Genomic DNA, 21,020 nt, shown 5'->3' on the forward strand with positions numbered 1-21,020 from the left:
CTGAAGTTCACTGAATGCGCTCCTGCCGTTGCTTGTGGCGGCTGTGACAGGACGTGCAGAGCGGTTGCCAGTTTGAGCGATCCCAGAACAGGCGCATGTTGCCACGATGAGGGATAATGTGATCTACAAGCGTGGCCTTTGCTCCACAGCCGGGCCATGCACAGCGATCATTGATCTTTAGGAATGCGTCACGCGCCTTGCGCCACTTACTGCCATAGCCGCGTGCAGATGCAGACGGGCGGCGCGCATCATGGCGCTTGTTCCGGGCACGGGTGCGCGCAACCTGACAGGCGCACCGCTCACCATGCGGAACGATATTGCCGCAAGTGCAGATATGAGGCGGGCGGGGCATCAGATTACCAGAGCAGCGTGAAATTAACGTGTTCCGAATTGAACATGCTGCCCGTGACATGAATGCGTGTCGGGCGTATCCGGTGGATGACGCCGGGCAGCAGCCGCATAGTGACGGTGTTCCCGTTTTGCAGGGTCATGCGAATAGGCAGAGGTGACTCGCCAAAGGTGTTCAGGATCAACGCACCGGGCATCACAGGCAGATCAGTGTTATCGTCTGCCTGCACTTCAACGGCATTCTCATAGGGGCCGTCAGGGGATTGGCCGAAACCTCTGTAGGGGTCAACAATCGGCATTAGATCATTTGTCCTTCTCGTAAGGTGCTGAGGGCGCGCAGGCTATCTACCCCTGCACGGTCGAACTCGGGGTCAAAGCCGTTACGAACGTTCTCGCGGCGCTGTTCTTCGCTGGGGCCTTGCTGTTCTTCAGGTGCGCCGTGGATAGCCATGAGCTTGCTCATATGGGCTTCAAAGGCGTCTGTGATTTCTTGGGGTGTGGCATTCAATGCCGTCTCAGGCGTCCAGCCCATCCAGCCGGTTGCATAGCCATAAAGCTGCTTGAACAGATCAGACCAAGCCAATGCCTTAGCGCTTTCCGGTTTGGTTTCGTCTGCGTCTGCACTGGTTGGCAGCAGAGCCGTGACAAACTCAAAAAGAGCGGCAATGGCTGCGTTGGCGAACCCGGACAGGGGTCGGGTTGCCACACATCCAAACAGGGCGTCAGTGGCCGTTTTTCCAGCTCCGGCAGTGATGACGCGCCAGACTGTGAACGTGTCGAATTCTTCCAGCTTGCGTAGCAGCTCAGGAAAGCCACCGTGCAGCCGTTCAAGGTGCATGGCAGCCCGCAAAGACGGGCGCAGGAACACGGTGTGATCACCGTATTCCAGTGCGATTGCGTCATATGCGAGCTGCGGTTTCATGAGCTGGGTTACGCTGCCAGCGACAGTTTCGAGAGGGCTTCACCCATGACAACACGGCCGCCAACGCGGCGACGGGCGATCAGCTTCACGATGTCATTCACCGCGCCGGTGATCTCATCTTTGATGAGTTCGAAAGCGATGCGATCCCCAATGGTGTATCCGGTATAGAAGTCGCCGAACACGATGGGTGTGTTACCTGCGCTGGGGTCGGGCATGTCCACGGCTTCGAGAACCGGGCGGCCCATGATCTGCGGAGGTTGGCGACCAGCGATACCTTCCTGCCAAATATACTGACCATTGCCGTCTTTGAGCTTGCGCACCAGCGCCATGGTCTTGCGGTTCATCATCCACGCACCGTTCAGAGCGTAGGCGGTTTTCAGTGAGTAAAAATGATCAATCAGCGTGTCACCGTCGATTGCACCAACCTCGTTGTTGGCGACTTCGTTTGAGGTCAACACGCCTTCCGGCTGCGTGGTGCCATTGCCGTTAATGAACCACGAGGATTCTTTCTGACCGAACCGGCGTGCGATGTGGTTGCCAAGGTATGCGGACAGGTCAACGTGAGCGTCTTCCAAGAGCGTTCGAGTCACAGGAACCACGACACCAAGCGTGAAGTTCTTCAGGTCGATTTCCTCAAAGGACGGTTCGCTTTCCGGCTTTGCATCGGTTTCACCCACTTCGGTAGGATTGACCTCGTTCACAAGGCGGGGGATTTGGAGGCTTGAACCGCTCATCTGGATTTTCTGAGCTTCGCCACGCATCGGCGAGAACTCGGCTACTTTTTCCAGAATGGTTTTGCTGACAGCATCAGGTGCCAGAATGCCCCCGGTGCCAGAGCCGTAAGCCAGCGATTTCACCTCAGCGGCGAAAGACTTCATCTCGTCTTCACCCATGTCCGGGTTCGCCGGGCCGCTGATCTGGGGCCGTTTGCCTTTGGCTTCCAGTTTGTCCAGGCGGGCAATAACCTTGTCGAATGCCTTGGTGTCGATCTGGGGCACCTGCGGCGTGTCGTTGGCCGGGGTCACGGCCTTCTGCTCGGTCTCGATTTCTTCGTTTTCCAATTTGAGGGTCTCCTGTTTGGGTAGGGGGTTCGATTTCACTTCTGTGATTTTTGAGGCTGAGTTCACCGGGTCGCGGCACAGGGAAATTTCAGTGACATAGACATCTTGCAGCCGCCGACCGCCTTCTGGACGTGGCTCATAGCCTTGGTTCCGGAAGCCAATGGAAAGACCTTCGATGACACCAGCTTTCAGGTATCGGTGTGCCGAACGCGCAGGGGTGATACCTTCCACGAACAAGCGCCCTTTGACTTCTAGACCTTTGTCCGTCTCAAAGAATTCTTCCCAAACGCCAACAACCTGTTTCTGGTCATGTTCCACGACAATCGGCAGTGTCCGGGGGAATGAAAAAGCGCCTTTTTCAACAATGTCGCCAACCTGATCGGTGGTTCCAAAAGGCCACGCGACACCACTGATGGTTCCGGCATCATCCGTCACAACAGAGGCTTTGATCTCAATACGGTCGGTCATGCGGCAGCCTCATTCAGAGCTGCCGACAAGTCGCCTGTTTGGGCTGCGTCGGTGGTATCAGGTTTGCCGCCCCAGCGCGCATCCAGCACGTCCAGCGCCAACGGATACAGATCATCAATCGGAGTGTTCCGGGCGTAGGTATCTGTGAGCTGTGCGGCGCGTTCCGGTTTGGTGCCGCCGCCAATCAGGCCAAGCCGGATGATCTCGATCAGATCAGCTAGTTTGAACTGCATGTTCACAGCGCGCATGTAAAAAGCACCAATGCCAAGATCGGCAATGCGCTCAAGCTCAGTGATCATGTCATCGGTCAGGGCAAAGATGTATTCGCCATCGCCGAAAAAAGCGGTATGGGTCAGGTTCATTCAGCCTGTTCCTTCTTGGGGGTAGACGCCGGGCCGGTCGTGGTTGTGGTCGTCGTGGTGTAGGGGTTACTCAGATCGTTGCCGTCAGGGTGAGGCGGCAAGTTTTCTTTGGCGCGCACCTCGTTTGCGGTCATGGCACCCATGCTGCGATACTGGCCTAATGCGGTTGCACGAGCTGCGGTGTCGGTCGTCAGCAAATCGTCAGTGACGGCTTCAAAGTAGAAGACACCCTGTTCTTCAGGCGTCAGGAGGCATTGCGCGTATGCGTCCGTCCAGTCCTTCAGCCACGGCTTGAGCGTGACAGTGTGGAACTGCCGGAACATTTCTTCGGTGTTTGACCATGTGCCGCGCGACAGCTCAAACAACATGGTGGGCGGCACTCGGAAAACACGAGCGATTTCCCGAATTTGTTCAAGGCGGTTCTCAGCAAACTGAGCATCCGCCGGGGATACCGTTAGCGGAGTGTAGTCCATCCCTTCATCAAAGACTGCTACGTTACCAGCATTGCCGCCGCTATGGGTTTTGAAGAACTTCTCAGCGAGCGCCTTTTTGGCCTCCGGGCCCATAGGTCTCTGAAGCTTGATTATCCCGGAAGGGCGGCCGCCATTCTTAAAGAAGTTGGCGATATGATCCTCAAAGCTGATTGCCAGCGCGATTGCTTCACGGCCCAGAGTGATGGGTGCTAAACCGCCAACGGCCTCAATGCGCAGCACGTCACGGTAAGAAAGCCGCACCTGCCCAGCATCGGTGGAAACACGAAAGAACGGTTCCCCGTCCGGTTCCTGATCTCGTTGGACCTTTCCCGGTTCTAGCCGGTGCAGCTCATACGGTGTGTCATCAGACAGGCGAACCACCTGAGCATGACCAGCACCGTGCAGCAGGGCGTCAATAGTAAGCTGTTCGCGCAGTTTTGCAGCGCTGGTCCAAGGGTTTGCACGGCCATGCACCAACTTAAACGCCGGGTGGTTAGTCAGGGTTTCTTTGGTTTCGCGATCATACAGTTTGACCGGCAGTGCCCCGATGGTTTCCGAGATCAGCGACACCGCACAGTTCACAGCGGGGACGCGCATGGCGTTGCCGGGACCAACAGACACACCGGATGCGGTGGGCGTCACACCAAACAAGGGGAACACGTCAGGGTCGGTAAGGGTCAGCGCCTTTTCTTCAACGCCGATTCCGAGTGCTTTTTTGATCTTGGTAAGGGCCATGCGATCCACGTGAGATTAGTAGTGTGGCAAAAATACCACACTGTGAATCGCGGTTAAAGAAAAAAGTTACGTATGTAACTAAATGACTGTCAGCTTAGGTCGTATGAGGGCAGTTTGTTGATTGCGTCGATCTTGGTTTTAAGTGTCACATCGCCGTAATCATCACCTGCCGTTTTCCCGGCATGACCTTGGATGGCATCGACAACGCGATCTGAGATACCAAGTTCGCGGCACTGCGTTTTGAGCCGGTGACGCCATGCGTGGTTGGGCAGCAAACCTTCTGGTGTTAGGCCGGAATTGCTCAGCCAAGCTGCCACTTGATTTGCGATACGCTTTGCCTTGCGCGAATAATCCTCTTGTTTAGTGCCGCCGTGAAACATCGGGCCGGGATTTGCGGCGTCAACAAAGTCAATGAAACCTTCATCTATGATCTGAGGATGCAGAGGTGCGTCTCGATATCCACCTGTTTTGACAGAACCGGCGTCTGGCGTGATCCGAATGAACCATTGCCCATCAACTTTGCGCACATCCTCTTTGCGGAGCTGGGTAATCTCTGAGACGCGCGCACCAGTGAAGGCACATATGATAGGTGCCCAACGCTTCGCGGCGATCAAGTGCGATTTTTCCCTGACGTAGCCGCGCTCATCCTCGTTTGGCTGATAGGTCCGGCTTGCTTTCAAAACCTTGTTTGCTTCGGCGTCCACATAGCCACGTTCACGAGTGTGTTGTTTCTTGGGCTTAGCTTGCCGAACGCTAGCGGCGGGGTTGTCCGGTAGAATATCGTTTTCCACTGCCCATGAGAAAAGCGAACGGATGGTTGAGAGATACACATCGCTTACGGTCTTGGCGGAAAGATCATCCATCAAGTGGTCACGCCAAGCCAGCAGGTCTTTTTTGGTAACCTGCGTGGCATCGTTGTGTTTCAGATATTTGATGAGCCTATCAATAACCGGCTGTTGGCGGCCAGTGCCGGACTTCATGAACCCGGCTTGTTGCCGGTGCGCAACGTAGTCTTTCCAGAGCTGTTTGATACTGACAGGCGCAGCGGTGTTTTCCGGGGGCTGTGCGTCCACAATGATTGGCGCAGTAGGTGTGCCAGTAAAATCGCCTTCATCGCGCTCAGCGGCGCGCGCAAGGGCTTCAAGCTCTGCATGGCAAAGGGCTCGGGCTATTTCTCGCCATTCGGTGCTGCCCGGTGCCGCGTCCAGATTGCCAGCAGCTCGGAATCGCTCAATCTGCGCGCCCACCAGTTCGCCTAGTTCGGCGTCATTGGCGTTCCCGGCAATGGCACTGCGTAGTCGGTCAACTAACAAATCATCGATGCCGACGGAGGAGTAACGAGGATCATTTCTAAGCTGATCGTCAAGCGCCATGCGCTGTTGGTAGTGACTGTGGGCAATCTGATCTGGGGCCAGCGGGTAGCGGGTGGGGGTGGCTCGGCCCTGTTCGTTGTTCAGCTTTTGCTCGGCAAGGGCGATTTGGTGTTGAAGCTGAGCGACCGCGCCCGGCAGTAACTTGAGCGCCTGACGATAATCGCCACCTAAAGCGGTGCGCAGCTCCGTCTTGCCGATGATTCCCCGCAGGTCTTTAGGCACCACAAGCCGGGCGTGATACCGACCGGAACGGTTGACGAGGTTGCGAACTTTGCCTGCCATGGGAACACCTTTTGTAACCAAAGTTGTAACCTTCAAACGGACATACTGCCTTGTTTGCAAGGGTTTTCTTTTGTTTCAAAAGGTTAGGATGGTGGGTGATGAGAGACTCGAACTCCCGACATCTTCGGTGTAAACGAAGCGCTCTACCAACTGAGCTAATCACCCGTGACGGTGCATGTAGCCAAGCCAGAGCGCGGGCGCAAGAGGGTCTGGTAAAAATCTTTGACGCAATTTCGGATTTGATTATTCGTCTCAACCTTGGGCCTTGGTTTATTTGTTCATTTTCTGCAAGCTGTGCCCTCTGTTATGAGTAAACGCGCTTGCGCGCCCCCTGCGGCCTCAGATATCCCCAAATGGATCGTAACTTTTCAGGCAGGAGTGCACATGATCCTGTCCATTGCTCGCAGATGTTCATTCGCGGCCTTGGTATTGGGCATTTTTGCTCTGACCCCGATCCGGGCCGGAGCGGCAGAAGTGTTGGTCTTCGCAGCTGCAAGCCTGAAAAACGCTTTGGACGAGATCGCACCCATCTTTGAAGAAAGCACAGGACATGAAGTGACGGTGTCCTATGCAGCTTCCTCCGTGCTTGCGCGTCAGATTCAACTGGGGGCGCCTGCGGACATTTTTATTTCAGCGAATGTGGACTGGATGGATGTTCTGCAGGACCAGGAGCTGATTGATGCGGCTGCGCGAGTGGACTTGTTGGGAAACGGGCTGGTCCTGATCGGCGGAGTGGATCAGAATCCGATAGGCAGTATGAAGCCCGATGTTGACCTTTCCGCCAAGTTGGATGGCGGACACCTGGCAATGGCATTGGTTGATGCGGTGCCCGCGGGTATCTACGGCAAGGCGGCTCTGCAAAATCTGGGTCTTTGGGAGGATGTGCAAACCCGGATCGCTCAGACTGACAACGTCCGCGCAGCACTTGCGCTGGTTGCGGCGGGGGCGGCCCCGCTGGGGATTGTCTACCGGTCGGATGCGCAGGTCGAAGATCGGGTTCAGGTTGTGGCCTCGTTCCCGTCCAAGCTTCACCCGCCGATTGTTTACCCTGCGGCTGTGACTGCCACAGGGACGCCCGAAGCACAACTGTTTCTAGATTATCTGCAATCAGAGGCGGCCCGAGAAGTCTTCAAAGAACAGGGCTTTGCCCTGCCTGGTAGCTGACACATGGGATGGTTGGGGCCTGCAGAGCTTGAAGCGCTTAAACTGTCGTTGCGGGTGTCCTTCTGGGCCACTCTAATCACATTGCCGTTTGGCATTTTCGTGGCTTATGCGCTGGCCCGCTGGCGGTTTCCCGGCCGACAGTTGTTGAACGGGCTGGTGCATCTCCCATTGATCCTGCCGCCGGTTGTGACCGGGTATCTGCTGCTGCTGACCTTTGGCATCCAAGGCCCACTAGGCAGGCTGCTGGCCGAGTTCGGCATCGTCGTGGCCTTTCGCTGGACCGGCGCGGCGCTTGCGGCGGGGATCATGGCTTTCCCTTTGATGGTGCGCGCCATCCGCCTTTCGATTGAAGCGGTAGATCCTAAACTGGAACAGGCCGGAGCAACCTTGGGCGCGTCCCGCCCCTTTGTGTTTGCCACCATAACTCTGCCGATGATTCTACCCGGCGTGATCGCCGGTGCTATACTGGCGTTTGCCAAGGCGATGGGTGAATTCGGTGCGACGATAACTTTTGTCTCGAACATCCCCGGTCAGACCCAGACCCTGCCTTCGGCGGTCTATGCCTTCCTGCAGGTTCCGGGGGGCGAAGGCGCGGCGACGCGGTTGGTGGTGGTCTCGATCATCATCGCTATGGGGGCGTTGTTGCTCTCGGAATATGTCGGTCGTCGAGCTGCTGCACGGGTGTCCGGGTCATGAGCTTATCCGTCCGCCTGCAGCATGATCTGCCTGGCCTCAAGCTGGATTTTAACTTTGATGCGCCGTCGGGCGTGACCGTTCTGTTCGGGCGCTCCGGGTCGGGCAAAACCACGGTGGTAAATGCGGTGGCGGGGTTGCTTCGTCCAAAAGCCGGGCGAGTTGCCGTTGACGATTGGGAGTTGTTTGACACCGAGAAGAACCACTGGCTGCCACCGCATCGCCGTCGTTTGGGCTATATTTTTCAGGAGGGTCGGCTGTTTCCGCATCTGACGGTTCGTCAGAACCTGTCCTACGGTCGTTGGTTTGCGCCGAAACACGCGCGCCGCGAAAACCCGGACAAAGTGATCGAGATGCTGGGCATCGGACACTTGCTGGATCGCCGCCCTGCGGGCTTGTCGGGCGGTGAGAAACAGCGCGTTGCCATCGGTCGCGCGCTGCTGGCCAGTCCGCGCCTGATTCTGGCGGATGAACCCCTGGCCGCGCTGGATGATGCTCGCAAAGCCGAAATCCTGCCCTATTTCGAACGTCTGCGGGATGAGGTCTCGGTTCCCATTCTCTATGTCACCCATTCAGCGGCCGAGGTTGCGCGGCTGGCGACCTCAGTAGTTGCCTTGCAGGATGGAAAAGCAGTGCGGCATGGCCCGGCCTCCGAGGTGATGGCCGATCCCTCGGTTGCCCCAGCTGGTGTGCGTGCTGTTGGGGCAGTTCTGAAGGTTCGAGTGCAACAGCACCATTCCGATGGGTTGACCGAGTTGGATGCCGGTGGCGCGCGCCTTTTTTTGCCACGCATCCCGCATCAAGTAGGAGAAGAACTGCGCATTCGAATCCCTGCACAGGAGGTGATCCTATCCAGCAAGCGGCCCGAGGGCCTCTCAGCCCTGAACATGCTGGAAGGTTCAGTTGACACTATCCGCGCAGGTGACGGACCCGGGGCCATCGTTTCGGTACAAACTCCAGCAGGACCGGTATTGGCTCGGGTAACTCGACGCTCAGTAGAAGCGTTGGGGTTAGAACCGGGCAAGCCCTGTTTTGCTGTGATCAAAACGGTTGCCCTGGCACCACAGGATGTTGGTGGACGGCTGACTGCGCCTTAAACCAGCGCACGTGCCTCGAATTCGCGCAGGATTATTCGGGCAGCCTGCCCGAAGCCTTGCTGATCAAGGTGCACGGTATCCGGAAAAATCGCAGCCAGTTCCTGCAGGCCTTCCGATGACATGATGTAAAGCGCCTCATCACCCAAAAACAAGCTTTCGGCCAGCGCACCTTCGGCCGTTAGAATTTCATGCCGGTCCAGAAGGATATGGATGTACTCAACCGGCTCGTTCGTCTCGACCAAATCAATGCCGGGCCACGAACACAGATGCTTGGCTGCGACAAGAGCTTCGGGGGTTCCAAACAGCACTTCGATTTTCGGGCCACGGATAAGAATTCTGTGCTGTTGCGACACAAGAAGATCGCGTGCGGGTATTCCGGACCCAAGGCTTCCGGCTGAGATGCGCACCGGTCGCATAGCCGATTGATCGCATAGCCGCTGGGACTCCATCTTGCTGCTTTCAATCCATCGAATTTGCTGCAGGCCGTTGTCCAGCGTCTGAACCAGATCACCAACCTTCAGGTCTTCAATCAGGCGCGAACCAGTGTCAGTTTCGATCAGGGTTCCCGTTGTGAAACACACACCTGTTACGGTAATCGTTACGTCTTGCGTCGCGGTGTTAAAAAATATTCCATCAACGGCCGTGACCGTGGCTTCAAAGGTGATCGTTTCAATCTGCCCGTCGTCCAGACTGTCGTACCATGTTGGGTCAACGTCGTAAGTCCAGCTCCCGTCCGGCAGCACCGTCGCTGAGCCGAATGTGGGGTCTTCCGCCGTAAGTTCCCAAGTCGTATTGGGGATTACTTGGCCGTCTGGAAAGGTGGCAACCGCGTCGAGCTTGCCGCTGGCCTGGTTCGGCGGATCGCCTGTTATCACCCCGGTCAAATCACCGGTGATTTCAAACTCAATTCCCGGAACGTTGACCATAGTCCCATCCTTCCTCGGCCAGTTTTCGTTCAAACTGCATTTTTCGGTACAGGCCCATATGCACGTTTCCGTGGTCGTCTCTTGTCCACTCGACGATGCGCTTGTTGTTCAGGTCACTGTCCATCCGGTTGGTGCGGACGCGTGAGTGGGGTATCTCCTGTTTGAGGATGTCGACCATTTGCCGAGTTTGCCCAAACGGAGCAACCAAATCGACAATCCAGAAAGATGAACCGCTGGTGAAATCCTTGTCGGTCAGGGGTTCTTCTTTCACTGCAAATCGATGCTCGGCATCGGGGCTGAGGCCCGCGAACGTTACGAAACCGCGTGGGAAGCCGTTTTGGCGAAAGATATGGTACTGACCCAACCTGAACGGGGTTTCAAAGGCGTAAAGAACCTGAGCGAGACTGCGTTTCTGATGCGTTTTGGTCAGACCCGCCAAATAGAACATAGCTCCGAAATCCGCGTATTTTTCGGGCGGTATGTCGAACCAATCTTTTGGGAATGTCTTACCCAAGCCGTCCCCCGTTTGAATTCTGGCAGTTGGAGCTTAGACGCTAAAGCGCTGAAATAATAGTGTTTCCGCCGTAGTAGCATTATACACATGCCAGTATTTGAATTTTGGGCACAAGGTTCTGAACTTTACTCAGTGGATCAGTGCCTTATGATTTTGAGTACGACAGGTTGAGGTTAGGAAGGTTCGTTATGCGTTTTCTAAAGATGTCGGGCGCGACTGCTTTGCTTTTGCTGCCAACCCTGGCGCAAGCGACTAGTTTCGGATTTGCCCTCAACCCCGGTTTTCAGGCGACGGTCACACAGCTGGACAATGGAAACTATCAGGTGGCCACCCCTGGCTCTTCCGCAGCAATCGCCTATTGGTGCGGTATCGGTGATTATGCCATTCGCACCCTCGGCCTGCCGACGACGCAGCGGATTTATGTCGCTAAAACCTATGACAAGCAGACACGAACGGTGCAGTTCTCATTCACCGCGCCCGAGGGGGCCGATACCTCGAAGAGTTATTCAATCACGGTCAGTCGCGTAGGTGAAAACATGTCGGCAAGCGGAGCGCAGAGCCGTTGCTATGACAATTTCATGGACTTTGATTTCTAAACCGACTCAAACCCACTTGGCCATAGGCGGCAGGCTCATCAGAACAGCATCCGGGTCGTGTCCGGTTTCTAACCCAAATTTAGTGCCTCGATCATAGACGAGGTTGTATTCGGCATAGAGGCCGCGATGCACCAGTTGGGTGTTCTTGTCGTCGTCACTAAATCCCTGCACACGGCGCTTTTCCACCAGGGGCAGAAAGGCGGGCAAGAAGGCGCGGCCGATATCCTGTGTCAGCGCGAAATCCGCCGCCCAGTCGCCGGTGCAATAGTCGTCCATGAAGATGCCGCCGACGCCACGGGCGCGTTTGCGGTGGGGGATGTAGAAGTATTCGTCAGCCCAGTCCTTGAGGCGCGGATAGTGCCCCGGCCCGTGCGGATCCAGATGCGCTTTTTGCGTGGCGTGGAAATGGGCGGTATCCTCATCGTATTCGATGCAAGGATTCAGGTCGGATCCACCTCCGAACCACCACGCGTGCGGGGTCCAGAACATGCGGGTGTTCATATGCACCGCGGGAACGTGCGGGTTTTGCATATGCGCGACCAGCGAAATGCCCGAGGCCCAGAAGCGTGGATCGTCAGCCATGCCGGGAATGCCCTTGCGGGCAGCCATCGCTTGCTGTGCGCGGGCACCCAGCGTACCGTAGACCGTCGAGATATTGACGCCGACTTTCTCGAACACCCGGCCGCCGCGCATCACAGACATCAACCCGCCGCCCGCGTCCGAGCCGTCCTCGGACTGACGCGTGGTTTCCTTGACCTCGAACCGACCAGCAGGGGTATCCGAGAACGGCCCGGTATCGTGACTGTCTTCCAGCGCTTCGAACGCGGTGACGATCTGGTCGCGCAATTGACGGAACCAGGCGGAGGCAGTGGTTTTTTCGGTATCGAACATGGAGATCAGTGGGCCGGGGCTGCGACGGGGTCCAGCAGGGTGCGACCTCCGTCAATGGTCAGAATTTGCCCGGTTATAAACCCCGCAGCGTCCGAAGCCAGATATTGCGCCGTTTCGGTCAGTTCGGAGGGTGCGGCGATCCGGGCCAATGGGGTATGCTTTTCGATGTCGTCGCGAAAATCGCGGTTCTCTTTCAGGGTGGATTGCAACGAGGCACTCATCACCGATCCCAGCGCGATCGAGTTCACGCGGATACGGTTCGGGGCCAGCGCCACCGCCAGCGAGCGGGTCAACTGGTCCAGCGCGGCAGTTGATACGGAATAGGCCATCAGGTCAGGGTGCGTGCGCCGGGCAGCAATCGACGACAGGTTGATGATCGAACCGGCCGGGTTTTCGTCTTCGTCACCGGCCTGTTTGATCATCCGTTTGGCGACCAACTGGCTTAGCCGCAGGGCGGGCATCAGGTTCTGGTTCAGCAGGGTGCGAACCGAGTCATCCTCGGTATCCAGCGGATCGGAGGTGATCACCTGCCGCGCGCCGTTGATCAGGATGTCCACTTGGTCGAAGGCATCGATGGTGGCCGACAGCAGGTTGGCGATGGTCAGCTTTTCGCGCAGGTCACCAGCAAAGAAACGGATGTTGCTGTCATCTGCCTGCTCGCCCAGTTCTTCGACCAGCCGTCTCTCGTCTATATCGGCAAACATCACATTGGCGCCCGCATCGGCAAAGTGGCGCCCGATGGCCAGACCGACGCCGGTAGCTCCGCCGGTCACGATTGCGGTCTTGCCAGCTATGGAAAAGGACATGCGTATTCTCCTGAGTTGCGGCGCAGGTTAGCCGGGATCACCGCCGAGGGCGAGAGGCATGAAAGACCTTGAACCGGTTGTCGCCGGTCACTTCTTCGACGTGGGCAAAAGCGTTGGTCAAAGCGGCCTCGTAGGGTAGGTGACGGTTGGCAACCATCCACAGAGAACCGTTGCGGGTCAGGTTCTTGGCAGCCGACCGTATGAAGCCTTGCCCCAGCTCCGGTTCGGTGCTGCGACCGGTGTGGAAGGGCGGGTTCATCACCACCGTATCGATGGGCTCAGACGCCAGCCATGTCACTGCATCGGCCCAGTGAAACTGCGCGCGGGGGTCAACCACATTGGTTCGGGCGCAGGTGAGGGCCGTGTGGTCGGCCTCAACCAGATGCAGGGTTTTCAGGCCCGGGGCCTTTAGCACTTCGGCGGACAGGAACCCCCAGCCCGCGCCAAGGTCGGCGACCCGCGCGCCCAGCTTGTCGGGCAACGCCGCCAGCAACAGGGCCGATGCTGGATCGATACCATCTGCCGAGAACACCCCCGGCGCGGTTTGATAGTTGTCGGCGGTCTGATGCTCGGGCGCAGCCCAATCCGCGAAAGCTTGGCGATCCGACTGGAACCAGAAAATCTTGCCGTGCGCTTTGGAGATCGGCCCTTCGACCGCAACGCGTTTGCGGATGTCTTTCAGCAGGCTATCAACGCCGTCGGTTTTGGCCCCGTCAACGACAACAACTCCGCTGGCGCGGGTGCAGGCCTGATGCACCATCGCGCGGGCCAGCGCCTTGGCACGGGGCAGGATCACGATGGCGTCCTGACAGGGCGTGTCCGCCCCTGCCGCGACCGCGAACCCCAGATGGTCAAAGTGATCGTGAAACGGTTTGAACGGCTGCACCACCTGCGTTTCACGCGGCAAGGCTGACAAATCGCTGGCCAGTGTTGGTCCAAGCACCGTCAGCGGTTGCGACAGCGAGAGGCCGCTTTGCAGGGCAAGATCAAGACGAGGGGACATGAGCGATGTCGAAAGAGCAGCGCGGGCTTACTCTTCCCGCTCCATCGTGCATTGTAAGGGGTGCTGATGCCTGCGCGCGAAATCCATGACCTGCCCTACTTTCGTCTCAGCGATCTCGTGGCTGAAGACGCCTACAACCGCGACGCCTTTTTTGTGCACGGTTAGCATGATCTCGAAGGCCTGCGCGTGGGTCATGCTGAAGAAACGCTCCAGCACATGCACCACGAACTCCATCGGAGTGTAGTCGTCATTCAGCAGCAGAACCTTGTACAGCGGCGGACGCTTGGTTTTGGGGCGCGTCTGTACCAGAACCGACGAATCCGCGTCATTGTCGTCCTCTGGTTTGTCAGACATGATCCATTGGTGTTCAAGCATCGCGTTCTACTGTCCGATTCAGGCTTCGGTTTATCTGTGCGCTTATATAACGTCGTACCGGCCAGAGAAAAGAGCCAGCAGGACGTATTCGACATGGGTCAAAACCTTACCACAATCGGCTTCGATGCGGATGATACTTTATGGCACAATGAACGCTTTTTTCAGCTTACACAGGCTCATTTTGCCGATTTGCTGGCTGATCATGCCGACAAGGACCATCTGTTGGAGCGGCTGTTGGCGGCTGAAAAGCGCAACATCCGACACTACGGATACGGAATCAAAGGCTTTACCCTGTCGATGATCGAAACCGCGATTGAGGTGACCGATGACCGTGTTCCTGCCTCGGTCATTCGCCAGTTGGTCGAGGCGGGTCAGGAAATGCTGGCCCACCCGATTGAGTTGCTGCCCCATGCGCGTGAAGCGATTGAGGGTGTTGCGGCGACTCATCGGGTGGTGTTGATCACCAAGGGCGACCTGATCGATCAGGAACGGAAACTGGCTCAGTCCGGTTTGGGAGAGCTGTTCGATGGGGTAGAGATCGTTTCCGAGAAAACGTCGAAGACCTATCAGAAGATTTTCGACCAGTATGGGGCTGGGCCAGCCGCGGCCATGATGGTTGGCAATTCAATGCGGTCGGATGTGGTTGCTCCGATTCAGGCGGGGTGCTGGGGCGTGTATGTGCCTCATGGGCTGGTTTGGGAGGTTGAGCACGCCGAGATACCCGCTGACAACTCCCGTTACCGCGAATTACGAGATCTGGGCCAGTTGCCGGACCTTGTCCGGGCGCTTAGTTGATGTTGCCGAATGGTCTCAGTTTGAAAAAAATCGCTGTGCAGCTGCGACAAATTCTGGCCATTTTCATGGATTTGGTGGGGGCGCCGCCGCGATCTGCCACATATAGTATGCCAACGCACAGGTTCTTAAACGGCGATTTGATGAGCTTTTGGTTTATTTCACCGACCCCCTGTGCTAGCCTGACCTATAATAAAATAATTGGTTTGCTGACTGGGAAAAACCCGGCGGCCAGAGGTAGACAGAGGCAAAGATCGTGCAGGTTCGGCGGACAGTTCCGGCCCGAATGGGCTTATTCCTTATAGCATTCTTGTGGCTGCTCTCCTTTGCGCCGTTGCAAGGGGTGGCTGCGCCTTACGCGGCGATGGTAATCGACGCGCGCACCGGTGAGGTGCTGCATTCGCGCAATGCGGACACAAGGCTGCATCCTGCGTCGCTGACCAAGATGATGACTCTCTACATCGCGTTCGAAGCGGTGCGGAATGGCGAAATCGAATTGGATACGCCGGTCCGCATTACCCGGGCCGCAGCGGCCGAGCCACCATCAAAACTGGGTTTGCGCACGGGTCAAACCATTGCATTCCGTTATTTGATCCGCGCGGCTGCGGTAAAATCGGCCAATGACGCCGCCACCGCCATCGGTATTGCGATCAGCGGGTCCGAGGCGGCTTTTGCCCGTCGTATGACCCGGACCGCCAAGGCGATGGGCATGAGCCGCACCACGTTCAAGAACGCGCACGGTCTGACCGAATCGGGGCACATGTCTACCGCACGGGACATGACCACGCTGGGGCGCCATCTGCTTTACGACTACCCGCAATATTACAATCTGTTCTCGCGCCAATCGACCAATGCAGGGATCAAGACGGTTCCAAACACGAACCGCCGCTTGCTGGCTGCCTATAAAGGTGCGGACGGGATCAAGACCGGCTACACCCGTGCTGCGGGCTTCAACCTTGTGGCCTCGGCCAAGCGCAAGGACGAACGGATCATCGCCACTGTGTTCGGCGGCAAATCTGGTGCATCGCGTAATGCGAAAGTAGCTGAGCTGTTGGATATGGGCTTCCGCCGGGCACCGTCGCGGGCACCGATCCGAAAACCGGCCCGTCCGGTCTATGCCGGGAATGCCGGTTTGGGCGCGACAGTCGCGGCCTTGACCGGTGCGCCAAAAACCAGCTTGCGGCCGGTGCTGCGTCCTGGACCGGGTGCCGCCGTGCAAGTGGCTGGCACTGTTGCGGCAACCGCGGCCAAGAATGGTGCGCGTATTCAGAACGGTATTGCCGCGGCCATTGCGGCTGCGGATGTCCAGTCTCCGACGGACGACACGACGCGCCCCGCTGCGCGGCCGGAGGATCTGGTTCTGGCGTCTACCGATCCAACGGTACAGCCCGAGCCGGAACAGGAAATCGTCACGCGTCTGTCCACATCCGGCGGGCATCTGTGGGGCGTCAATGTGGGCCGCTATACCACCCGATACGAGGCGGAAAAGGTTTTGCTGAAAACCGCCCTGTCGGAAATGACCACTCTGGAAGGCACCCTGCGCAAGGTGAACCAAAGCTCACGCGGGTTCGAGGCAACATTCCAGGGCATGACCCGCGAACAGGCTGATCTGGCCTGCCGCAGGCTTCAGGCCCGAAATGTCACATGTTTCATGATTGGGCCGTCATAAGACCCGACATACTCTCTCCTGGATGGTTCTGGCTGCGAGGAAACTCGCAGCCTCTTTTTTGTCAGAACACCTTAGTCGAACACATGTCCGTGCTGGTATTGTTCGTCCTGCCCCGCAGCGGCTGTCAGGGCGGCCACGTTATCCTTGGTGAAGAAGCCATCGTAATGGTGGCAACGCTCAATATACTCGGTGATCAGCAACGTGTTCTTCGAGTGTTTCGAGAAGATCTGTTTTAGGTTCGGATCGTCTTTGCACTCGCCCACCACATGCGCCAGGAACGGCACGCCTTCGTCCTTTAGAGTATTGACCACGAAATCGACGTTCTTTTCGCCCGCGATGTGATCGCCGTCCTGAATTTCGACGGCCATGTGATGCAGACGGCGGCCGAAGTTGCGAACAAAGTCCTCGGTCGGCATGGGCAACTGTTCAAATGAATTGACGAAAGAGGGCGTGTTGTTCGCCGTGAAAACCTTGGCGGGAGACTTCTTGTCATCATCCACATTGGCGTTCCGGTTGACATTGGTAGACGAGTTCATGTCGAAGATGTTGTACGCCCCCCAGAAGTAGTAGGGTACCATGGTCAGAAACTCGAGGATCGCGTCCTCACGCTCACCGGCCAGAATGCGGGTGGCAAGGTGATCGATCCCCAGCATCAGGGGCGAAATTTTGCTATCTGACCCAAAGGCTGCAGCCTTATCCAACTGCGCTTGCTCTGCATCACTTAACAATATGCGATCACCCAGCCTGAGACTGTCGGTGTCGTTGAAATCCAGATTGGAATAGCCAACCCGGTTGCAGGTGAAATCGGACGGGGTGGTAAAGCAGAACCCGTCCTGCGTGTAGAACGGGTTCTCGGTATCGCCGCTGTATTCAAAGCGGATGTTTTGATCCTCAAGCGTCTTGCTGAGGGTTTTCAGATCGGTTGCGCCGTAAATCTCCCCGACGTAGCGGGTCTGAGGAGTGCCGCGTGCCAAAGGATACATCCGGTTGATGCGTGGGATGAAGTCCTCAAAGCTGGGATTCAGCGGGGCCATGACGATCATGGCGGGATAATCGGGATGCGAGTGCAGAACCGAGAACTTGTGCGTCTGGCCCATATAAGTGGCCGAGTGGCGATATGGGGTCATCACATAGAGCTCGACCAGCGTGTCGAACAGCGCCGTAGTTTCCACCTGCAGCACAATCGCCCGCATCGGGCCAACCTGATCGGCAACACCTGAACTGGTGCGCCGCTCGTAAATCATGGGCAAGTATTCGTTGAAGAAGTCCGAGTTCTTCTTGTCCCCACGGGGTTGATAAGACATCAAATCGAAAGACATTAAACCACCTCCTTGCGCATGCCCGGTGGGAGCCGGGCGTGGCCTAGCTTGGATTTCCAATAATCAGAACATGCACTTGCAGGCATGCTAGGGTCTGAAATCCAACTGGGCAACAGTAAGAAAGTGAGGTTCTGGTCTTACATTCGTATGGCTAACGAATGAATTTTGTCACTTCAACTCCGCCCGCGATCAGGTTTTCGCGCACCGATCGGGCGATTTGCACTGCGGTTGGCCCATCCCCGTGCAGACAGATCGTGTCGATCGAGGTTTCCAACCGTTTGCCGGATTCGGTGATGATAGCCCCTTCGCGAACCATGTTCAGGATGCGCGGTCCGGCAAGCTTGGGGTCATGGATGACCGCACCGGGCAAGCTGCGATCAACCAGCGTGCCGTCATCGTTATAGGCGCGGTCGGCAAAGATCTCGCCGACCCATTTGCAGCCGAGCTCGCGCACGGCCTCTTCCTGTTTGGTGACGGCGAGCACCATGATGATGATGTCCGGGTCCACGTCTAGCGCGCCCTGATAGCAGGCCCGCGCCATGTCGATGTCGACCGAGCACATATTGGCCAGCGCCCCGTGCAGTTTCAGGTGACGCACCTCGGTGCCGACCGCCTTGGCCATACCCATTGCCGCGCCCAACTGAAAACGCACCAGGTTGCGCAAGCTGTCATGTGGCACTTTCATGTTGCGGCGACCAAATCCTTGCAGATCGGGAAAACCGGGATGCGCCCCGATGCCCACGCCGTTCTCAGCCGCCAGCGCCATCGTCTTCGCCATCACGTCCGGATCGCCCGCGTGAAAGCCGCAAGCGATGTTGGCCGAGGTGATGATCTTGAGCAGACTTTCATCATCCCCCATCTTCCAGGGGCCAAAGCTTTCCCCCATATCGGCATTCAGATCGACGCTGGGCATCGGCAACACTCCTTACTCGGTGGCAGAGATCATTCCGCCGATCAATTGGTAGGACAACAGGTCCGGGATGTCATGCGGGTCACGGACCAGAGGTTCGACCCGCGCCGGTAGCCGAGACAGCTCGGCCAGATAAGCCGCGTGCAGGGTGACGGCCTCGTCCATGGTCACGAATTCAAACTGTATCTGTCCGCCCGCCGGGGTCTGTGCCGCGCGGGGCAGATCGCAGGGAAGGACTGTGGCGATACGGGGGTAACCTCCGGTCGTCTGGCACTCGGGCAGAAGGATAAAGGGATTGCCGGTACCGGTCATCTGGATGTCACCAGGGGTGATGACCTCGGACAATATGTTCAGTTGGCCTTTTGCGGCGAAGCCCTCGCCGTCGCTGTCCAACTGCATACCCATCCGGTTCGCTCGTGCCCCGCGCCGGAACACTGTCCGGGCAAAGCGATCCAGCGTGTCCTGATCGAACAGGGGGGTCTGAAAACTGGAAACTACGCGCAGAGTGCCTCCGGCGAACCGCTCATCGGGTCGCAGTTTCATGCCGGCGTTGCCCGAGTGTGGACCGGCTGGCAACTTGTCACCCGCCTGCACTGCGCGTCCGACCTTCGCGGTCAGATGGGTCGAGCGCGACCCCAGAAACAACGGCGCATCGATTCCGCCTCCGACATGCAGATAACCATAAGTTCCTTGTGTTGCGGCACCAATGGTCAGCTTCTGTCCAGCTTCCATGGTATGAGACGCGTTCCAAACAAGCGGGCTACCATCGATACTCGCCTGCATCCACGCTCCGGTCAGGGCGATGCTGATCGGCTGAGTGGCCTCAAACGTGCCGCCCATGCCCGCCATTTCCAATGCGGCGCAGTCCGAGCTTTGTCCCAACAAGGCGGCACCTTCGTGAAGGGCCAACTGATCCGCCGCACCAGACCGAGACAGGCCCTGATCCAGATATCCCGAGCGCCCCTGATCCTGCACTGTGCAGGCTGGCCCGATCTGATGTACCAGCAGGCTCATGCTGGGATCTCCGTGCAGGTTGCGCCGCCCGCGCCATCGTTTGTTGTACGGATGGTTTCCAATTCCTCCCGGCTGACCGGAAGGAATTGCATCTCATCCCCGGGACACAGGGCAAAGCCTTGCTCGGCTTCGGGGCGGAAACAGCGGAACGCGGTTTGACCTACATGCCGCCACCCAGTTGGCGTCGGCCCCGAAAACAGCACGAATTGCGAGATCGCCAAAACCAAGGCTCCCTCGGGTACCATCGGCGTCAGTTCCTTTAGGCGCGGAATGTTGAACTCGGGCCCCAGCGGGCCGAGATAGGGCTGACCGGGCGCAAAGCCGATGGTCAGCACGCGCACGCGGGTGTTACTGAGACGTTTGATGGCTTCAGAAGGTGATAGCCCCGCTGCAGCGGCGGCCTCATCCAGTTGCGGTGCAAGCGCGCCGCCATAGACCGTCGGCACCTGCCACAGACGACGCCCGGTTGGCAGAGGTGCCTGATACCAATCCTGCTTTTGCAACATCTGCTTCAGACGCGCCTGGATTTCAGAGTATGGCAGGCGAAGAGGATCGAACCGGACATAGGCCGAAGCAAGTGAGGCCGATGTCTCAGCCACGCCGTCCCAGTTCAGAGAGTCGACAGCGTTCCGGAACGCAAGAGCGGCGCGATTGGAAGGTTCCGCCATGGTATCGCCGAACGAAATCAACAGGCCGTCCAGACCGACGTTTCGTATGCGTGGGAAGGGAGCAGCCGGCATAGGTGTCATATCATGGTGCGTTTGAATGTTTCTTTGCGGCGAGGTGATCTTATCCGGCGCTAATGCGCAAGCCCCGGGCATGGGGCCGGGCCGCTTTCCGGACACAAAAAACGAGTCGAGTCGGGAAAATCGGTCAAAAACTGAATCGGTTTTGGGGAACCGAGTCGGGTTAGCCTTGTGGGGGGCGTTGGGCAGACTCACAATATATGGGGTTGGCGTGAACGCGGTTGGTTGAGGACTTTGTTGGGGATCACCAGATTTGGCGTGTGCTGGTATTGATCTCTCTGCAAGCGTGGATATCAAGTCATTGTAAATATTATAAAAATCAGAAAAAAGCAAAAAAATCGCGCAAGATGTGTTTTTCCACTTGCGGCTATTGTTGGTAAACCTTAGAACCCCCTTCACCGGCGCTGCTGAGGCGGTTGCTGGGACGCTGGAGACGGCGGAGACGCTCGGGAGAGGCCGGGGGCATCTTGAGGGATTGAGT

At 57.5% G+C, this 21,020-nt stretch carries 23 protein-coding genes and 1 tRNA gene; 6 read left to right on the forward strand and 18 right to left on the reverse strand.

The genetic code is table 11. The features are described 5' to 3' along the window. Positions 1–7 precede the first annotated feature (7 nt). From ACR0ER_RS09360 to ACR0ER_RS09395, 8 genes are all read right to left on the reverse strand, one after another. Complete coding sequence (locus ACR0ER_RS09360; RefSeq protein WP_480768681.1) at positions 8–352, reverse strand: HNH endonuclease signature motif containing protein; 345 nt, start codon at positions 350–352, stop codon at positions 8–10. A 4-nt stretch (positions 353–356) separates the two neighbouring features. Next, positions 357–647 carry a spike base protein, RCAP_Rcc01079 family gene (locus ACR0ER_RS09365; RefSeq protein WP_480768682.1) on the reverse strand — a complete coding sequence of 97 codons (291 nt, stop codon included), beginning with the start codon at positions 645–647 and terminating at the stop codon, positions 357–359. Then, positions 647–1,270: a hypothetical protein gene (locus ACR0ER_RS09370; RefSeq protein WP_480768683.1), complete on the reverse strand. Its 624-nt coding sequence runs from the start codon at positions 1,268–1,270 to the stop codon at positions 647–649. Before ACR0ER_RS09370 ends, ACR0ER_RS09365 begins: the two co-directional genes overlap by 1 nt. Positions 1,271–1,278: 8 nt before the next feature. Beyond that, positions 1,279–2,799, reverse strand: a complete 1,521-nt coding sequence (locus tag ACR0ER_RS09375) for a phage major capsid protein (protein WP_480768684.1) — start codon at positions 2,797–2,799, stop codon at positions 1,279–1,281. Then, entirely contained in the window at positions 2,796–3,161 is a 366-nt protein-coding gene (locus tag ACR0ER_RS09380) for a gene transfer agent family protein (RefSeq protein WP_480768685.1), read from the reverse strand. Before ACR0ER_RS09380 ends, ACR0ER_RS09375 begins: the two co-directional genes overlap by 4 nt. Further along, entirely contained in the window at positions 3,158–4,369 is a 1,212-nt protein-coding gene (locus ACR0ER_RS09385; RefSeq protein WP_480768686.1) for a phage portal protein, read from the reverse strand. Before ACR0ER_RS09385 ends, ACR0ER_RS09380 begins: the two co-directional genes overlap by 4 nt. An 89-nt stretch (positions 4,370–4,458) precedes the next feature. Then, positions 4,459–6,045 (reverse strand): DUF6538 domain-containing protein, encoded by a 1,587-nt coding sequence (locus ACR0ER_RS09390; RefSeq protein ID WP_480768687.1) that lies wholly within the window; start codon positions 6,043–6,045, stop codon positions 4,459–4,461. A 68-nt stretch (positions 6,046–6,113) separates the two neighbouring features. Continuing rightward, positions 6,114–6,189, reverse strand: a tRNA-Val gene (locus tag ACR0ER_RS09395). 219 nt (positions 6,190–6,408) lie between these two features. Between ACR0ER_RS09395 and modA the strand changes: the two genes are divergently transcribed. From modA to modC, 3 genes are read left to right on the forward strand one after another with little or no spacing between them, the layout of a single operon-like run. After that, positions 6,409–7,188 (forward strand): molybdate ABC transporter substrate-binding protein, encoded by a 780-nt coding sequence (modA, locus tag ACR0ER_RS09400; protein ID WP_480768688.1) that lies wholly within the window; start codon positions 6,409–6,411, stop codon positions 7,186–7,188. Positions 7,189–7,191: 3 nt separating this feature from the next. After that, entirely contained in the window at positions 7,192–7,884 is a 693-nt protein-coding gene (modB, locus tag ACR0ER_RS09405; RefSeq protein WP_480768689.1) for a molybdate ABC transporter permease subunit, read from the forward strand. Next, positions 7,881–8,978: a molybdenum ABC transporter ATP-binding protein gene (modC, locus tag ACR0ER_RS09410; protein ID WP_480768690.1), complete on the forward strand. Its 1,098-nt coding sequence runs from the start codon at positions 7,881–7,883 to the stop codon at positions 8,976–8,978. The genes modB and modC overlap by 4 nt, the downstream gene beginning before the upstream one ends. Here modC and ACR0ER_RS09415 read toward each other — a convergent pair. Then, positions 8,975–9,904 (reverse strand): Hint domain-containing protein, encoded by a 930-nt coding sequence (locus ACR0ER_RS09415; protein ID WP_480768691.1) that lies wholly within the window; start codon positions 9,902–9,904, stop codon positions 8,975–8,977. The two genes, modC and ACR0ER_RS09415, sit on opposite strands and share 4 nt — an antisense overlap. Continuing rightward, on the reverse strand, positions 9,882–10,418 hold the full coding sequence (locus tag ACR0ER_RS09420; RefSeq protein ID WP_480768692.1) for a toxin-activating lysine-acyltransferase: 537 nt from the start codon (positions 10,416–10,418) through the stop codon (positions 9,882–9,884). Before ACR0ER_RS09420 ends, ACR0ER_RS09415 begins: the two co-directional genes overlap by 23 nt. A 188-nt stretch (positions 10,419–10,606) precedes the next feature. Here ACR0ER_RS09420 and ACR0ER_RS09425 point away from each other — a divergent pair, with 188 nt between their 5' ends. Continuing rightward, on the forward strand, positions 10,607–11,014 hold the full coding sequence (locus ACR0ER_RS09425; protein WP_480768693.1) for a hypothetical protein: 408 nt from the start codon (positions 10,607–10,609) through the stop codon (positions 11,012–11,014). Between the two features lie 6 nt (positions 11,015–11,020). On the opposite strand, the gene hemF is transcribed toward ACR0ER_RS09425, so the two are convergent. Genes hemF through clpS form a run of 4 tightly spaced genes read right to left on the reverse strand, consistent with a single transcriptional unit; the run spans position 11,021 to position 14,089 of the window. Continuing rightward, positions 11,021–11,905, reverse strand: coding sequence for an oxygen-dependent coproporphyrinogen oxidase (gene hemF, locus ACR0ER_RS09430; protein WP_480768694.1), 885 nt, complete (start codon positions 11,903–11,905; stop codon positions 11,021–11,023). A gap of 5 nt (positions 11,906–11,910) precedes the next feature. Further along, positions 11,911–12,711, reverse strand: a complete 801-nt coding sequence (locus tag ACR0ER_RS09435; protein WP_480768695.1) for an SDR family NAD(P)-dependent oxidoreductase — start codon at positions 12,709–12,711, stop codon at positions 11,911–11,913. 37 nt (positions 12,712–12,748) lie between these two features. Next, on the reverse strand, positions 12,749–13,714 hold the full coding sequence (locus tag ACR0ER_RS09440; protein WP_480768696.1) for a class I SAM-dependent methyltransferase: 966 nt from the start codon (positions 13,712–13,714) through the stop codon (positions 12,749–12,751). Between the two features lie 27 nt (positions 13,715–13,741). Then, on the reverse strand, positions 13,742–14,089 hold the full coding sequence (gene clpS, locus ACR0ER_RS09445; protein ID WP_480768697.1) for an ATP-dependent Clp protease adapter ClpS: 348 nt from the start codon (positions 14,087–14,089) through the stop codon (positions 13,742–13,744). A 93-nt stretch (positions 14,090–14,182) separates the two neighbouring features. Between clpS and ACR0ER_RS09450 the strand changes: the two genes are divergently transcribed. Next, positions 14,183–14,884: an HAD family hydrolase gene (locus ACR0ER_RS09450; RefSeq protein ID WP_480768698.1), complete on the forward strand. Its 702-nt coding sequence runs from the start codon at positions 14,183–14,185 to the stop codon at positions 14,882–14,884. Positions 14,885–15,167: 283 nt separating this feature from the next. Beyond that, positions 15,168–16,550 carry a D-alanyl-D-alanine carboxypeptidase family protein gene (locus ACR0ER_RS09455; RefSeq protein ID WP_480768699.1) on the forward strand — a complete coding sequence of 461 codons (1,383 nt, stop codon included), beginning with the start codon at positions 15,168–15,170 and terminating at the stop codon, positions 16,548–16,550. Positions 16,551–16,621: 71 nt separating this feature from the next. Here ACR0ER_RS09455 and ACR0ER_RS09460 read toward each other — a convergent pair whose 3' ends face one another. From ACR0ER_RS09460 to ACR0ER_RS09475, 4 genes are all read right to left on the reverse strand, one after another. Beyond that, positions 16,622–17,869, reverse strand: coding sequence for a hypothetical protein (locus tag ACR0ER_RS09460; protein ID WP_480768700.1), 1,248 nt, complete (start codon positions 17,867–17,869; stop codon positions 16,622–16,624). A 151-nt stretch (positions 17,870–18,020) separates the two neighbouring features. Then, positions 18,021–18,782 carry a LamB/YcsF family protein gene (locus ACR0ER_RS09465; protein WP_480768701.1) on the reverse strand — a complete coding sequence of 254 codons (762 nt, stop codon included), beginning with the start codon at positions 18,780–18,782 and terminating at the stop codon, positions 18,021–18,023. A gap of 12 nt (positions 18,783–18,794) precedes the next feature. Next, on the reverse strand, positions 18,795–19,793 hold the full coding sequence (locus tag ACR0ER_RS09470; protein ID WP_480768702.1) for a 5-oxoprolinase subunit C family protein: 999 nt from the start codon (positions 19,791–19,793) through the stop codon (positions 18,795–18,797). Further along, positions 19,790–20,542, reverse strand: a complete 753-nt coding sequence (locus ACR0ER_RS09475) for a 5-oxoprolinase subunit B family protein (RefSeq protein ID WP_480768703.1) — start codon at positions 20,540–20,542, stop codon at positions 19,790–19,792. Before ACR0ER_RS09475 ends, ACR0ER_RS09470 begins: the two co-directional genes overlap by 4 nt. Positions 20,543–21,020: the final 478 nt, after the last annotated feature.

This window comes from Ruegeria sp. CH8, assembly GCF_056536985.1.

Coding starts and splice junctions, on each gene's coding strand:
- ACR0ER_RS09465 (WP_480768701.1), bottom strand. CDS start 18,782: ATGCCCAGCGTCGATCTGAATGCCGATATGGGGGAAAGCTTTGGCCCC.
- ACR0ER_RS09415 (WP_480768691.1), bottom strand. CDS start 9,904: ATGGTCAACGTTCCGGGAATTGAGTTTGAAATCACCGGTGATTTGACC.
- clpS (WP_480768697.1), bottom strand. CDS start 14,089: ATGCTTGAACACCAATGGATCATGTCTGACAAACCAGAGGACGACAAT.
- ACR0ER_RS09360 (WP_480768681.1), bottom strand. CDS start 352: ATGCCCCGCCCGCCTCATATCTGCACTTGCGGCAATATCGTTCCGCAT.
- ACR0ER_RS09370 (WP_480768683.1), bottom strand. CDS start 1,270: ATGAAACCGCAGCTCGCATATGACGCAATCGCACTGGAATACGGTGAT.
- ACR0ER_RS09380 (WP_480768685.1), bottom strand. CDS start 3,161: ATGAACCTGACCCATACCGCTTTTTTCGGCGATGGCGAATACATCTTT.
- ACR0ER_RS09475 (WP_480768703.1), bottom strand. CDS start 20,542: ATGACACCTATGCCGGCTGCTCCCTTCCCACGCATACGAAACGTCGGT.
- modC (WP_480768690.1), top strand. CDS start 7,881: ATGAGCTTATCCGTCCGCCTGCAGCATGATCTGCCTGGCCTCAAGCTG.
- ACR0ER_RS09375 (WP_480768684.1), bottom strand. CDS start 2,799: ATGACCGACCGTATTGAGATCAAAGCCTCTGTTGTGACGGATGATGCC.
- ACR0ER_RS09460 (WP_480768700.1), bottom strand. CDS start 17,869: ATGTCTTTCGATTTGATGTCTTATCAACCCCGTGGGGACAAGAAGAAC.
- ACR0ER_RS09365 (WP_480768682.1), bottom strand. CDS start 647: ATGCCGATTGTTGACCCCTACAGAGGTTTCGGCCAATCCCCTGACGGC.
- modB (WP_480768689.1), top strand. CDS start 7,192: ATGGGATGGTTGGGGCCTGCAGAGCTTGAAGCGCTTAAACTGTCGTTG.
- ACR0ER_RS09455 (WP_480768699.1), top strand. CDS start 15,168: ATGGGCTTATTCCTTATAGCATTCTTGTGGCTGCTCTCCTTTGCGCCG.
- ACR0ER_RS09435 (WP_480768695.1), bottom strand. CDS start 12,711: ATGTCCTTTTCCATAGCTGGCAAGACCGCAATCGTGACCGGCGGAGCT.
- modA (WP_480768688.1), top strand. CDS start 6,409: ATGATCCTGTCCATTGCTCGCAGATGTTCATTCGCGGCCTTGGTATTG.
- ACR0ER_RS09470 (WP_480768702.1), bottom strand. CDS start 19,793: ATGAGCCTGCTGGTACATCAGATCGGGCCAGCCTGCACAGTGCAGGAT.
- hemF (WP_480768694.1), bottom strand. CDS start 11,905: ATGTTCGATACCGAAAAAACCACTGCCTCCGCCTGGTTCCGTCAATTG.
- ACR0ER_RS09450 (WP_480768698.1), top strand. CDS start 14,183: ATGGGTCAAAACCTTACCACAATCGGCTTCGATGCGGATGATACTTTA.
- ACR0ER_RS09425 (WP_480768693.1), top strand. CDS start 10,607: ATGCGTTTTCTAAAGATGTCGGGCGCGACTGCTTTGCTTTTGCTGCCA.
- ACR0ER_RS09385 (WP_480768686.1), bottom strand. CDS start 4,369: ATGGCCCTTACCAAGATCAAAAAAGCACTCGGAATCGGCGTTGAAGAA.
- ACR0ER_RS09440 (WP_480768696.1), bottom strand. CDS start 13,714: ATGTCCCCTCGTCTTGATCTTGCCCTGCAAAGCGGCCTCTCGCTGTCG.